This is a genomic window from Achromobacter sp. MFA1 R4 (genome assembly GCF_900156745.1).
Lineage (GTDB): Bacteria > Pseudomonadota > Gammaproteobacteria > Burkholderiales > Burkholderiaceae_B > Achromobacter.
In genome coordinates this window covers 2,273,205-2,286,839 of record NZ_LT707065.1, presented here as the reverse complement: position 1 = coordinate 2,286,839, position 13,635 = coordinate 2,273,205, and the positions used below count along the sequence as shown (strand labels likewise).

Below are 13,635 nucleotides of genomic sequence, written 5' to 3'. Positions count from 1 at the left end.
AAAAGCCCTGCCGCAATCGCTTGCGGCAGGGCTTTTTCTTCCGGGTCCGGCGTCAATTCGTAATTGCCGTCACCACATACTTGCCGTCCTTGCGGGTGGCGGTGAAACGGACCTTGTCCCCCGCCTTGATATTGGCCAGCAGCGCCGGATCGGCCTGATAGACCAGCGACATGGCCGGCAGGTCCAGCGCCTTGATGGCACCGTGCTTGATCGTGACCTTGCCCGCGGCGGCATCCACGCGCCGCACCTCGCCGGTGGCGTCCGCCTGCTGCGCGAACGCCAACGGCGCCGCCAGCGTCACCACGGCCATCGCCGTGGCAATGGCCACGGGCGCTGCGTACTTGCGGTTAAAACCCATATGTAACCTCCATCTGTGGGGTAAGCCGGAATCAGGCCAGGCCCCTTCCACTTTCTACAGTGCTAGGATACTGCGCGAATGCAACAGTTCCAGGGCCAGAGCGCAACAATCCTGACGGTTGTTTGCCGACCGCGCCGCGCCGGCCGCAGGCGCTTACCGCCGGACGCAAGCCTCCTGGCTCCAGGTTCCTGGCTCTTAATTCATTGACTCACCAGATCGGGACATCCATGGCCAACCGCTTATCCGTCATTGCCACCCGCACCGGCGACGACGGCACCACCGGACTCGGGGACGGATCGCGCCTGCCCAAGGACGCGCCGCGCATCGCCGCGCTGGGCGACGTGGACGAGCTCAACAGCGTCATCGGCCTGCTGCTGACCGAGACCCTGCCCGGCGACGTGGCGGCGGACCTGCTCGCCATCCAGCACGACCTGTTCGACATGGGCGCGGAGCTGTGCATTCCTGGCCATGCCGCCATCACGGACGAGCAGGTCGCCCGCCTGGATGCGCGCCTGGCGCACTACAACGCCGCGCTGCCGCCCCTGCGCGAATTCATCCTGCCCGGCGGCTCGCGCCCCGCGGCGGTGGCGCACATGGCGCGCACGGTGGCCCGGCGCGCCGAGCGCGCGGTGGTGGCCCTGGCGCGCGAAGAAGCCGTGCATGCGCCCGTGCGCCAGTACCTGAACCGGCTGTCGGACCTGATGTTCGTGCTGGCGCGCCATCTGAACAAGACGCTGGATATCGGGGACACGTTCTGGACCAGCCCGAGCGCCCGTAAGGCCACGTAACCCCTGAGAGGAATTGCAAGCCGGGGGCCGCAAGCAGGTCGGGATTCAAAATGCTGCTACCGACACTCTGTTTCATTTATAAGCTCGCCGAGGCCCAGTTCCGGCATAATTACGGGTTAACGAGCGGGTTTGCGCAACGCGCTCACGGCTCAAGGATCCAATAAAGAATGAGTATTATTGTCACCGGCGGCGCCGGCTTCATCGGTTCGAATTTTGTCCTGGACTGGTTCGGCGAAAGCAGCGAGCCCGTTATCACGCTCGACAAGCTCACCTACGCGGGCAACCCCGAAAACCTGGCATCCCTGGCCGGCAATCCCAATCACCAATTGGTGGTGGGCGACATCGGCGACACCAAGCTCGTCGCCGAGCTGCTCGCCAAGCACAAGCCGCGCGCCGTGCTGAACTTCGCCGCGGAATCGCACGTGGACCGCTCGATCCACGGCCCCGGCGAATTCATCCAGACCAACATCGTCGGCACCTTCCACCTGCTGGAAGCCGTGCGCGCCTACTGGTCCGAATTGCCCGCGCAGGAAAAGCAGGACTTCCGCTTCCTGCACGTCTCGACCGACGAGGTCTACGGTTCGCTCGCCAAGGACGACCCGGCCTTCCGCGAAACGAACCCCTACGAGCCCAACAGCCCCTATTCCGCCAGCAAGGCCGCCAGCGACCACCTGGTCCGCGCGTATCACCACACGTACGGCCTGCCGGTGCTCACGACCAACTGCTCGAACAACTACGGGCCGTACCACTTCCCCGAAAAGCTCATCCCGCTGGTCATCCACAATGCCCTGGCCGGCAAGCCGCTGCCCATCTACGGCGACGGCCAGCAGATCCGCGACTGGCTCTACGTGAAGGACCATTGCAGCGCCATCCGCCGCGTGCTGGACAAGGGCGTGCTGGGTGAAACCTACAACGTGGGCGGCTGGAACGAAAAGGCCAACCTGGACGTCGTGAATACGCTGTGCGAGCTGCTCGACGAGCTCAGCCCGCGCGCTGACGGCCAGTCCTACAAGCAGCAGATCACCTTCGTGAAGGACCGCCCCGGCCACGACCGCCGCTACGCGATCGACGCCGGCAAACTGGAACGCGAACTGGGCTGGCGCCCGGCCGAAACCTTTGAAAGCGGCATCCGCAAGACGGTCCAGTGGTATCTGGACAATGCCGCCTGGGTCGCCAACGTGACCAGCGGTTCGTACCGCAACTGGGTCGATACCCAATATTCCTCGTGATATAAGCCGGGCCGGGTTGCAGCCCTAAAAGGAAAAGCGCGCTGCCGCGCTTGACTTATCAACGCTGCAACCCGAATCCGGTTTCGGAGCCTGCCCGCAACGCATCGGATTTCAGGCAGTTCCATCCCTGAAATCATCACGCCGCCCCAGCCTCGCAAAGGCTTGCAATCATTATCAGTACAGGTGGCCCAGTGAGCCAGAAAGTCGCCATTCTCTTGTGCACTTATGAGGGCCAGCAATATCTGCCTGAACAGCTGGATTCCTTCGAAGCGCAAACCTACAACGATTGGATCGTGTGCGCATCGGACGACGGGTCCAAGGACGACACGCGCGCCATTCTTGCGCGCTACGCGGACAAGTGGGCGCCCGGCCAGCTCACGGTGGTGGAAGGCCCCCGCAAGGGATTCGTCGCGAACTTTCTTTCGCTGACCTGCAATCCGCAGGTCCAGGCCGACCTGTACGCCTATTCCGACCAGGACGACATCTGGCATCCGGAAAAACTGGAACGCGCCGTCCAATGGCATGCCGGCGTGGCGCCGGGGACCCCGGCCCTGTACTGTACGCGCACCGAACTGGTGGACGGCGCCGGCGCGCCCATCGGCTATTCGCCGCTCTTCAAGCGCCCGCCGTCCTTCGCCAACGCCTTGACGCAGAACGTGGGCGGGGGCAACACCATGGTGTTCAACGACGCCGCGCGCCAGTTGCTGCTCAATGCGGGCCCGCAGCCCAAGGCGGTCGCGCACGATTGGTGGGTATATTTGCTGATCAGCGGCTGCGGCGGCCAGATCCATTATGATCCGCGCCCTTCGCTGCTGTATCGCCAGCATGGCGGCAACCTGATCGGGGCCAACGCCAGCATGAGCGCGCGCGTGGAGCGGGTCCGCATGCTGCTGCAGGGCCATTTGCGGGACTGGAATGACCGTAACATACAGATGCTTTCCCCGCTGCAGGCGCAGTTGACAGAAAAGAACCGCGAGACGTTCAATCGCTTTGCGTCAGCCCGGAAAAAGGGCCTGTTCGGCCGCGTCTTCGGCGTTGCCACGTCGGGAATCTATCGCCAGACCATGCTGGGCAACCTAGGCCTGCTCGCCGCAGCCGTCTTCAACAAAATATAGCCATCATGCGGATAGTTCTATTAGGCAAGAATGGACAGGTAGGCCACGAGCTGCAGCGCGCATTGCTGCCGCTGGGCGAAGTGCTGGCGTTCGGCCGCGATGAATGCGACCTGGCCAGCCCCGCCAGCCTGGAAGCCGTGCTGCGCGACGCCGCGCCGCAGGTCATCGTCAACGCCGCGGCCTACACCGCCGTCGACAAGGCCGAAAGCGACCAGGACACCGCCCGCCTGGTCAATGCCGACGCGGTCGGCGTGCTGGCCGATTATTGCGCCAGCACCGGCGCACTGCTGGTGCATTATTCGACCGATTATGTGTTCGATGGAGAAAAATCGAACGCCTATATCGAAAGCGACGCGCCCAATCCCCAAAGCGTTTATGGCGCCACCAAGCTCGCCGGCGAATCCGCGATTATCAAGTCCGGCTGCCCGGCCCTGGTTTTTCGGACGAGCTGGGTGTATTCCACCCATGGCGGCAATTTCCTGAAAACCATGCTGCGCCTGGCGCGCGAGCGCGACGCCCTGAACGTCGTGGCCGACCAGCACGGCACGCCGACCGGCGCCGAACTCATCGCCGACGTGACGCTGCTGGCCATCGCCGCGCACCGCAAGGGCGATCTGCCCAGCGGCATCTACCACCTGACCGCCAGCGGCTCCACGTCGTGGCATGCCTTCGCGCGCCACATCATCGGCCGCGCCCTGCACAATGGCGCGCAACTCAAGCTGACGGCCGATGACGTTCACGCCATCGGCACGGCGGATTACCCGACGGCGGCCCGGCGGCCCCGGAATTCCACGCTCGACGCGACGGCGCTGTCGCAGGCGCTTGGCCTGCAACTGCCGGACTGGCGCGTCCACGCCGACCGCGTAATTGATCAATTGACGAAACTGGAAACGCTTAAATGAAACGCAAAGGCATCATCCTGGCCGGGGGTTCCGGCACCCGCCTGCACCCCGCCACGCTCGCCATCAGCAAGCAGCTCTTGCCGGTTTTCGACAAACCGATGATCTATTACCCGCTCAGCACGCTGATGCTGGCGGGCATCCAGGACATCCTGATCATCTCCACGCCGCAGGACACCCCGCGCTTCCAGCAGTTGCTGGGCGACGGCGCGCAATGGGGCCTGAACCTGCAGTACGCGGTCCAGCCCTCGCCGGACGGCCTGGCGCAGGCCTTCATCATCGGCGAACAGTTCATCGGCAACGACGTGTCGGCGCTGGTGCTGGGCGACAACATCTACTACGGCCACGACTTCCACCAGTTGCTGGACAACGCCAACGCGCGCACCGACGGCGCCAGCGTGTTCGCCTACCACGTGCATGATCCGGAACGCTACGGCGTCGCCGAATTCGACCAGGACGGACGCGTGCTGTCGCTCGAGGAAAAGCCCAAGGCGCCCAAGTCCAACTACGCCGTCACCGGCCTGTACTTCTACGACCGCCAGGTCGTGGACATCGCCAAGAACATCAAGCCCTCGGCCCGCGGCGAGCTCGAAATCACCGACGTGAACCGCGCCTACCTCGAACAGGGCAAGCTGTCCGTGGAAATCATGGGCCGCGGCTACGCCTGGCTGGACACCGGCACGCACGAATCGCTGCTGGAAGCCAGCCAGTTCATCGCCACGCTGGAAAACCGCCAGGGCCTGAAGGTGGCCTGCCCCGAGGAGATCGCGTTCCGCCGGAAATGGATCTCCGCCGAACAACTTGAAGCATTGGCCGTGCCGCTGTCCAAGAACGGCTACGGCAAGTATCTGCAGCGACTGCTGGTCGAGAAGGTCTATTGATGAAAGCCACCCCACTTGCCATCCCCGACGTCGTACTCATCGAACCCAAGGTGTTCGGGGATGCGCGTGGCTTTTTCTACGAAAGCTACAACCAGAAAGCCTTCGAGGACGCCATTGGCATGGGGCTCGATTTCGTACAGGACAACCACTCGCGCTCCGTGAAGGGCGTCCTGCGCGGCCTGCACTACCAGATCGAACAGGCGCAGGGCAAGCTCGTGCGCGTCGTCCAGGGCAGCGTGTTCGACGTGGCGGTGGATATCCGCAAATCGTCGCCCACCTTCGGCCAATGGGTCGGCGCCATCCTCTCCGAGGACAACAAGCACCAGCTCTGGGTGCCGGCGGGCTTTGCCCACGGCTTCCTGGTCCTGAGCGACACCGCCGAGTTCCTCTACAAGACGACCGACTACTACGCGCCCGAGCATGAGCGCTGCATCGCCTGGAACGATCCCACGCTCAAGATCGACTGGCCCCTGGACGGCGAGCCCACGCTGTCGGCCAAGGACAGCCAGGGCCAATCCCTGACGGAGGCGCATGTCTACGCCTGAGCAGAGCGCTGCGCCCTCCGCGGCCACCGGCGCCCTGAAGGCCTCGGTGGTGATCCCGACCAAGAACCCCGGCCCGATCTTCAGGCAGGTGCTCACGGCCGTCTGCAGCCAGGACACCCCGTTCGACTACGACGTCCTGGTCGTGGACTCCGGATCGACGGATGGCAGCGTGGAATTCGTGCGCGACTTCGCGGATCCGCGCGTGCGGCTGCTGCAGATCCCGCCCACCGAGTTCGGCCACGGCAAGACGCGCAACCTCGCCGTGGCAAGCACCACGGGCGAATATGCGGCGGTCATCACGCACGACGCGCTGCCCGCCGACGCCCACTGGCTGCGCGCGATGGTGCAGACCGCCGAGTCCGATCCGCGGATCGCGGGCGTGTTCGGACGGCACATCGCGTATCCCAGCGCCAGCCCCTACACCCAGCGGGACCTGGTGGGCCACTTCAACAACTTCTCGGCCGAGCCCGTCGTCGCGCTGGACGACCGGGAACGCTACGACCGCGACGAAACCTACCGGCAGCGCCTGCATTTCTTCTCCGACAACAACGCGCTGCTGCGCCGTTCGGTGTGGGAAGCGCATCCGTACCCGGACGTGGATTTTGCCGAGGACCAGATCTGGGCCAAGCAGATCATCGAAGCCGGCTGGAAAAAGGCCTATTGCGCGGACGGCGTCGTCTACCACTCGCACGATTACGCGCTATTCGAGAAGCTGCAGCGCAGCTTCGATGAGTCCTACGCCCTGTACCGCCTGTTCGGCTACGTGCTGTCGCCCGGCATCCTGCACATGCTCAAGAGCTGCATCGGCCATACGATCAATGACCTGCGCTATGCGAAGCACACGGGCATGCTGCGCACGCACCGCAGGACCGTGGCCAGGATGCCGTTCGACAACCTGGCCCGCGCGCTCGGCCATTACCTCGGTTCGCGCGCGGACCGACTGCCCGTCCGGTTGCGGAACTGGCTGTCCCGCGACCGCCGTCTATTGCTCGGCCTGCCCATGGCCGCAGGGGGAGCCAAGCAGCGATGAAACTGTCGAAAATCCCAAAGCTGGTCAGGAGCGCAAACCGATACCGGGCCCAGCACGGCCTGGTGGCGACGTACCGGTACGCCATGCAGCGGGCGCGCCGCCGCGCGCTCGGCCAAAGCGACATCTTCAACCAGTTCTCGTTCGTGCTGGAAAAGCCGGTCGGCAAGCCCTATCGGGACGGCGACGCGGCGGCCAACACCGTCAACTGGTTCATCCCGGCGGTGGGCCGCGGCTCGGGCGGACACCTGAACATCTTCCGTTTCGTCCGCTATCTGGAAGAACAGGGGTTCGACTGCAGGATCGTCATCACCAATGCGCCCGGACAGGATCCGGCCATGGTCGAGCGCGAGATCGCCGCGTGGTTCTTCCCGCTGAAGGCGCGCGTCTACATCGGCGCCGACAAGGCCCCGCCCGCGCACATCACTTTCGCGACCGCCTGGCACACCGCCTACGACGTCCGCAATTTCCAGTCCACGCGGCACAAGTGCTACTTCGTGCAGGACTTCGAGCCCTGGTTCTTCCCCTCGGGCTCGTCCAGCACCTTCGCCGAAGAGACTTACCGCTTCGGCTTCACGGGCGTCACAGCCGGCACCTGGCTGGCCTCGGTGCTCAACCGCGACTACGGCATGACGACCCACGCGATCGGGTTCTCCTACGACCGCGATCTCTACAAGCCGCTGCCGCGCCGCAATCCTGAGCTCAAGCGCGTGTTTTTCTACGCGCGGCCCAATACGCCGCGGCGCTCCTTCGAACTGGGCATCATGGTGCTGGCCGACGTGGTGCGCGAACTGCCGGGCACGCAGGTCGTGCTGGCGGGCGCGGACCTCTCCGAATTCGCCATTCCCTTCCCCTACGAAAACCCCGGCATCGTCGACCTGGCCGATCTGCCCGAGCTCTACTGCCAGTGCGATGCGGCGCTGGTGCTGTCGTTCTCGAACCTGTCGCTGCTGCCGCTCGAATTGATGGCTTGCGGCGTGCCCGTCGTCAGCAACCGCGCGCCGTACACGGAATGGCTGCTGACCGACGAGAATTCCCGCCTGGAAAGGCCGACCGTGCCGGCGTTGGCCGGCGCCATCTGCGATCTGCTCCGGCACCCTGAACAGGCCCAGCGCCTGAAGGCCGGCGGCTTTGCCACGTGCTCCGCAACCGACTGGGCCGTTGAAGGCCGTCGGCTGGGCGCCATTCTTTCCAGCCTGCCAGGCACGGCGCCTGCGTCTCCCACCACGAGGTCAGACCGTTGCCCCACCTGAACAACATGCGGTGCGCGGTGCTCGGCGCCGGCGGGTTTCTCGGCACCAATCTCTGCCTGGCCTTGCGGCCCCGGGTCGCGTCCCTGCGCGCCTTCGGCCGCCGCCAGTCCTTTCCGTCGGCCCTGCATGGGATTGAATGGATATCGGGCGACTTCGCCGATCCCACCAGCGTGGCCGCGGCGATCTCGGGCTGCGACACCGTCTTTCACCTGGTCAACGCCACCACGCCGGCCAGCGCCAACATCGACAAGCTCGCCGACCTGCAATCGAACGTGGCGCCCACGCTGCGCCTGCTGGAAGCGTGCCGCGAGGCCGGCGTGACGCGGATCGTCTTCGTATCCTCGGGCGGCACCATCTATGGCATGCCCCGGCAGGTGCCCACCCCGGAGACCGCCCCGACGGATCCGGTCACGGCCTACGGCATCTCCAAGCTCGCCATCGAGAAATACCTGGGCCTGTATGAATACCTGCATGGCCTGCAGTACCGCGTGCTGCGCGTGGCAAACCCCTTCGGGCCCTATCAGACGTCCCTGAAAGGCCAGGGCGTCATCGCGGCCTTCATGCATCAATGCGCCGCGCATGAACCGATCCACATCTGGGGCGACGGCCAGACCGTGCGCGACTATGTGTACGTCACCGACGTGATCGACGCGCTGCTGTGCGCCGCCGAGCACGAGGGCGCTTCGCGGGTGTTCAACATCGGCGCCGGCCAGGGCCGCAGCCTGCTCGAAATCCTGGACGCCATCAAGCAGGTGTCCGCCCAGTCGCCCGAGGTCCAGTTCTCGCCCGGCCGGTCCGTCGACATTCCCCGCAGCGTGCTGGACATCTCGCTCGCCCGCGAAGAGCTGGGCTGGCAGCCGCAGACGTCTTTCGACGAAGGCATGCGCCGCACGTGGGCGTGGACAATCGCGCAGCAACAAGAAGGAACCGCTCCCTGACCATGGCTCTCAGCAAGTATTTCTCAGCGCTACGGCGCGCCCGCCAGCTGGCGCGGGCGGAAGGCGGGCTCTTGCCGGCCGCCGCCAAGGCGCTGCGGCTGTTCCGCCAGGGCGGCGTACAGGGCATCAAACAGGCCTTGCGCCCCCCCGCCCCGGCCGCGCCGGCGCCGTCCAACCGGCCCGCGGACAACGAGGATTACGCCTTCGAAGTGCCGTTCCGCGCGCCCGCCGAGCGCGACGGACGCCGGGCGTGCGCCATCATCCATGCGTTTTACCCGGAGCTGTGCGCGGAAATGCGCGGCTACCTTGAAAACGTCCCCGGACAGCTCGACCTGTACATCTCGACGACCTCCGACGAAAAGCGCCAGGCCATCGAAGCCGCTTTCGCGGGCTATGACAAAGGCTCCGTCGAAGTCCGCGTGTTCGAGAACCGCGGCCGCGACATCGCGCCCAAGCTGTACGGGTTTGCGGATGTCTACGACCGCTATGACCTGGCCCTCAGCCTGCACACCAAAAAATCGCCGCACGGCGGCACGCCGCTCGCCGACTGGCGCCACTACCTGTACGAGCACCTGCTGGGCTCGCCGCAGATCGTGGCCTCCATCTTCGAACTCCTCAAGCACGACCGCGTGGGCATGGTGTTTCCGCAGCACCTCTTTTATCTGCGCCCGATCATGGGCTGGGGCGCGAACTACGCCTCCAGCCGCGCGCTGCTCACCAAGATGGGCGTGGAGATCCACGAAGGCATTTTCCTGGAATTTCCCACCGGCTCGATGTTCTGGTGCCGCACCGATGCGCTGCGCGGCCTGCGCAACCTGGACCTGTCGTTCGCCGACTTCGACGACGAAGCGGGCCAGATCGACGGCACGCTGGCGCACGCCGTGGAACGGGCCTTTCTGTATTCGGTGGAAGCCAGCGGCTACCAATGGGCCAAGGTGTCGGTGCGCGCCCTTTACCCCCTGCCTGACACGCTGATTCCGGTGAACACCCCCGCCGACATCCCGTCGGGCCTGGCGCGCGTGTACAGGCCGCTCTTGTCCTGATCCGCGGCGCCCGGCCACGCGCCGTGTTTCGCCCAACCCCCTTGACCTGCTCTCGCGTTACTTACCGTTCCTGATCCCATTATGTTTATCACCCACGCAATCGCAGACATCGCCACTGCCCTCAAGCGTTACCCGCTGGTCGGAACGCTGGGCTGGCAGGACGTGCGCCAACGCTACCGGCGCTCGGCCCTGGGTCCTTTCTGGCTCACGATCAGCATGGGCGTGATGATCGGCACCATCGGCATCGTGTTCGGCCAGATCTTCAAGTCCCCTATCGACGAGTTCCTGCCGTTCCTGGCGATCGGCCTGATCCTGTGGGGTTTCATTTCCACCGCGATCACCGAAGGCTGCACCAGCTTCATCGCGGCGGACGCCGTCATCAAGCAGCTTCCCATCCCGCTGGCGGTGCACGTGTTCCGCCTGCTGTGGCGCAACATGATCATCCTGGCGCACAACATCGTGATCTTCCCGCTGGTCCTGCTCGCCGTGCAAAAGCCGGTCACCTGGGACGCGTTCCTGGCCGTGCCTGGCTTTCTGCTGCTGCTGTTGAACCTGACCTGGATTTCGCTGCTGCTCGGCGTGGTCTGCGCCCGCTATCGCGACATTCCCCAGATCATCGCCAGCGCGATGCAGGTCATCTTCTACCTGACCCCGATCATGTGGCTGCCCAGCCTGCTGCCCGAGCGCGCCGGCACGTACATGCTGACGCTCAACCCCTTCTATCACCTGCTCGAGATCGTCCGCGATCCCTTGCTGGGCTATGCGCCCGAGGCCGTGAACTGGCTGGCTTCCCTGGGTTTCGCCGCCGTCGGCTGGCTGGTCACGCTGGCCCTGTACGGCCGCTATCGCCGCCGCATCGCCTACTGGCTCTAAGCATTCACTCCACAGATTCTGGCTACCATGGCATCCATCAAATTCGACCAGGTTTGCGTCGACTTTCCCATCTATAACGCCAGTGCGCGCTCGCTGAAGAAACGCCTGTTCCAGGTCGCCACCGGCGGCCAGATCAGCGCCGACCAATCCGGCCGCGTCGTGATCCGCGCACTGGAGAACCTGACCTTCCAGCTCAACGACGGCGACCGCGTCGGGCTGCTCGGCCACAACGGCGCGGGCAAGAGCACGCTGCTGCGCGTGCTGAGCGGCGTGTATGCCCCGTCCAGCGGCACCGCCACGATCGACGGCGAGATCGGATCGCTGATCGACATCGGCTTTGGCATCGACGCCGAATCCACCGGCCGCGAGAACATCTTCCTGCGCGGCGCGCTCCTGGGCCTGAACCGCAACGAGATCAAGGACAAGGTCGAAGAGATCATCGAGTTCTCGGAACTGGGCGACTTCATCGACATGCCCATTCGCACCTATTCCGCGGGCATGCATTTGCGCCTGGCGTTTTCCGTCTCCACGGTCATCCGCCCCCAGATCCTGCTGATGGACGAATGGCTGTCGGTCGGCGACGAAGGCTTCAAGGCCCGCGCAGAGCAGCGCCTGAACGAACTGGTGGCCTCCACCCGCATCCTGGTCATCGCCAGCCATTCCAAGGACCTGATCCTGCACACCTGCAACCGCGTGCTGTGGCTGGAGCATGGCCGCATCAAGATGGACGGCTCGCCCCAGGAAGTCAGCCAGGCCTATTTCGGCCATTGAACCCTGAAGCCATCACCATGACCCCTGTCCGGCCCCCTGGCGCTACCCGATGATCAAGGCACTACCCAGACTATTGAAGCGGGCGCTCGCGCGCCTGTCCCGCCGGCCGGCCGCGCAGGGGCCCGCGCTCGCGGACTTCTTCGATGCCGACTGGTACCGCACGCAACGGCCTGACCTGGCCAGCTTGGAAAACCCGATTGCCCATTACCTGTCCGAGGGCGCCGACCAGGGCCTGAATCCGCATCCGCTGTTCCACACCACCTGGTATCTGGAACACAACCCGGACGTGGCGGCCGCGGGCACGAATCCGCTGCTGCATTACGTCAGCGCGGGCGCCATGGAAGGGCGCAGCCCGTGCGCCTACTTCAGCGCGCCGTGGTACGTGCACAAGTACCCGATCGTCCGCGTCCAGGACGGCGGGGCGCTGCGCCATTACATGACGACGGGTTTTCGCCAGGGCTGCAACCCCAACCCCTATTTCGATACGGTCTGGTATCTGAAGACCTATCCGGAAGTCGCGGACTATCCGCGCGATCCGCTCACCCACTTCGTGCAGATCGGCGAAGCCGCGGGCTATCGCCCGGGGCCGGGATTCGACCCGAAGTGGTATCTGATGCGCAATCCGGACGTGGCCAAATGGCCGGGTACGCCCTTCACGCATTATGTGCTTGCCGGCGCCCGCGAGGAACGCACCGCCGTGCGCGGCCCCTACGATTTCGCGGACGAGCAAGCCCTGGCGCGCCTGCTTGCCGCGCCCGTGGTCTCGCAGGAAAGCGTCGCCAGCACGCTGGAACTGCCGCTGGCCAGCGTCGAGGCGCTCGTTGCCACGCCCGAAGGCGGGCAGCGCGTGTTCCAGGCCGCCGAACGCAGCGTGCAGGGCGTAACCACCCCGCTCGCGCCCTACCCGGGACTGCCCTATGTCGCCAAGGTGGAAAACGCCCTGGCGCTGGGCGGCACGCGGTACCTCGCCTCGCGCGGACACATCCGGCACGATGAAATGGCCGCGTTCCGCGACGTGAAGGACGCCGCCGTCAAATACCGCCATGCGCATCTGGATGCGGACGGCAAGGTGATGCTGGATTTCCTGCTCAAGCCCGCGAACTGGGTCGAGGCCGGCATCGACCTCATGCACGAGTACTCCAACAACTACTTCCACTTCGTCGTGGAAACGCTGCCCCGGATGATATTGGCCGAGGAAGCGCAACTGCCTGCCAGCGTGCCGTATCTGGTCGAGCGCGCATTGCACAATAATATGTTGCAGTTGCTGGAACTGGCCAATACGCCGGGCCGTCCGATCCTGCCCATGGAATCGGAAACCATGTATCGGGTGGGTACGCTTTTTTACCCATCGGACGTCTCGTCGGTGGTCGACTCCTACGAAGCTGGCGAGGCGAACCGGTTGTCGGTCCTGGACGTGCCCCGCATCCGTGCCGCGGTCGAACGTTGCAAGGCGCACTTTCCGGCCCAGCCGGGCGGGCGCCGGCGCAGGATCTACGTGGGTCGCAGCGGCGGTTTGCGGCAGCTCACGAACCAGCAGGAGCTGGAGGCTGCCCTGGCGGCGCGCGGATTCGAGATCATGCGCACGGAGAACCTGGACATCCCGACGCAGATCGCGATTTTCCGCGAAGCGGATGTCATCGTCGCGCCCACGGGCGCCCAGCTCACGAACATGGTGTGGGCCGAGCCGGGCGCGCAGGTCATCGTGCTGGCGTCGGATCATCCGAGCCACCAGCTGTACCTGTGGGAACTGCTGGGCCGCGTGTCGCAGGCACGGGTGTCCTGCGTGCTGGGCCCGCGGGCCTTTGTGCGCGACGACAAGTACAGCGTGCACGACGATTATTCGATTGACGTCCAGAAAATACTGGATCAGATTTAGACCCATCCCATGGCAACGCAGCAACGCAGCAACGCAGCA

14 protein-coding genes are annotated in these 13,635 nt (G+C 65.0%); 13 read left to right on the top strand and 1 reads right to left on the bottom strand.

The genetic code is table 11. From position 1 onward, the window contains the following. Window positions 1-52 precede the first annotated feature (52 nt). On the bottom strand, window positions 53-358 hold the full coding sequence (locus tag BXA00_RS10410) for a copper-binding protein (protein WP_076518427.1): 306 nt from the start codon (window positions 356-358) through the stop codon (window positions 53-55). A 227-nt stretch (window positions 359-585) separates the two neighbouring features. On the opposite strand from BXA00_RS10410, the gene BXA00_RS10405 reads away from it, so the two are divergent. From BXA00_RS10405 to BXA00_RS10345, 13 genes are all read left to right on the top strand, one after another. After that, window positions 586-1,146, top strand: a complete 561-nt coding sequence (locus BXA00_RS10405; RefSeq protein ID WP_076518426.1) for a cob(I)yrinic acid a,c-diamide adenosyltransferase — start codon at window positions 586-588, stop codon at window positions 1,144-1,146. 167 nt (window positions 1,147-1,313) lie between these two features. Beyond that, complete coding sequence (gene rfbB / locus BXA00_RS10400) at window positions 1,314-2,375, top strand: dTDP-glucose 4,6-dehydratase (RefSeq protein WP_076518425.1); 1,062 nt, start codon at window positions 1,314-1,316, stop codon at window positions 2,373-2,375. A 191-nt stretch (window positions 2,376-2,566) separates the two neighbouring features. After that, window positions 2,567-3,490, top strand: a complete 924-nt coding sequence (locus BXA00_RS10395; RefSeq protein ID WP_076518424.1) for a glycosyltransferase family 2 protein — start codon at window positions 2,567-2,569, stop codon at window positions 3,488-3,490. A gap of 5 nt (window positions 3,491-3,495) precedes the next feature. Beyond that, window positions 3,496-4,392: a dTDP-4-dehydrorhamnose reductase gene (gene rfbD, locus BXA00_RS10390; RefSeq protein ID WP_076518423.1), complete on the top strand. Its 897-nt coding sequence runs from the start codon at window positions 3,496-3,498 to the stop codon at window positions 4,390-4,392. Beyond that, window positions 4,389-5,270, top strand: a complete 882-nt coding sequence (rfbA, locus tag BXA00_RS10385) for a glucose-1-phosphate thymidylyltransferase RfbA (RefSeq protein ID WP_076518422.1) — start codon at window positions 4,389-4,391, stop codon at window positions 5,268-5,270. Before rfbD ends, rfbA begins: the two co-directional genes overlap by 4 nt. Next, complete coding sequence (gene rfbC / locus BXA00_RS10380; RefSeq protein WP_076518421.1) at window positions 5,270-5,815, top strand: dTDP-4-dehydrorhamnose 3,5-epimerase; 546 nt, start codon at window positions 5,270-5,272, stop codon at window positions 5,813-5,815. The genes rfbA and rfbC overlap by 1 nt, the downstream gene beginning before the upstream one ends. Further along, window positions 5,802-6,845: a glycosyltransferase family 2 protein gene (locus tag BXA00_RS10375; RefSeq protein WP_076518420.1), complete on the top strand. Its 1,044-nt coding sequence runs from the start codon at window positions 5,802-5,804 to the stop codon at window positions 6,843-6,845. The genes rfbC and BXA00_RS10375 overlap by 14 nt, the downstream gene beginning before the upstream one ends. Continuing rightward, window positions 6,842-8,095, top strand: coding sequence for a glycosyltransferase family 4 protein (locus BXA00_RS10370; protein ID WP_076518419.1), 1,254 nt, complete (start codon window positions 6,842-6,844; stop codon window positions 8,093-8,095). Before BXA00_RS10375 ends, BXA00_RS10370 begins: the two co-directional genes overlap by 4 nt. After that, the gene (locus BXA00_RS10365) at window positions 8,083-9,033 is read left to right on the top strand and encodes an NAD-dependent epimerase/dehydratase family protein (protein WP_197685572.1); all 951 of its coding nucleotides are present in this window, start codon (window positions 8,083-8,085) and stop codon (window positions 9,031-9,033) included. The genes BXA00_RS10370 and BXA00_RS10365 overlap by 13 nt, the downstream gene beginning before the upstream one ends. 2 nt (window positions 9,034-9,035) lie before the next feature. Further along, a complete protein-coding gene (locus tag BXA00_RS10360) occupies window positions 9,036-10,076 on the top strand; it encodes a rhamnan synthesis F family protein (protein ID WP_076518418.1) in 1,041 nt (346 codons plus the stop codon). Between the two features lie 81 nt (window positions 10,077-10,157). After that, window positions 10,158-10,949 carry an ABC transporter permease gene (locus BXA00_RS10355; protein ID WP_076518417.1) on the top strand — a complete coding sequence of 264 codons (792 nt, stop codon included), beginning with the start codon at window positions 10,158-10,160 and terminating at the stop codon, window positions 10,947-10,949. A gap of 27 nt (window positions 10,950-10,976) precedes the next feature. Continuing rightward, window positions 10,977-11,720, top strand: coding sequence for an ABC transporter ATP-binding protein (locus BXA00_RS10350; protein ID WP_076518416.1), 744 nt, complete (start codon window positions 10,977-10,979; stop codon window positions 11,718-11,720). A gap of 49 nt (window positions 11,721-11,769) precedes the next feature. Further along, window positions 11,770-13,596, top strand: a complete 1,827-nt coding sequence (locus tag BXA00_RS10345; RefSeq protein ID WP_083714237.1) for a DUF563 domain-containing protein — start codon at window positions 11,770-11,772, stop codon at window positions 13,594-13,596. Window positions 13,597-13,635 lie beyond the last annotated feature (39 nt).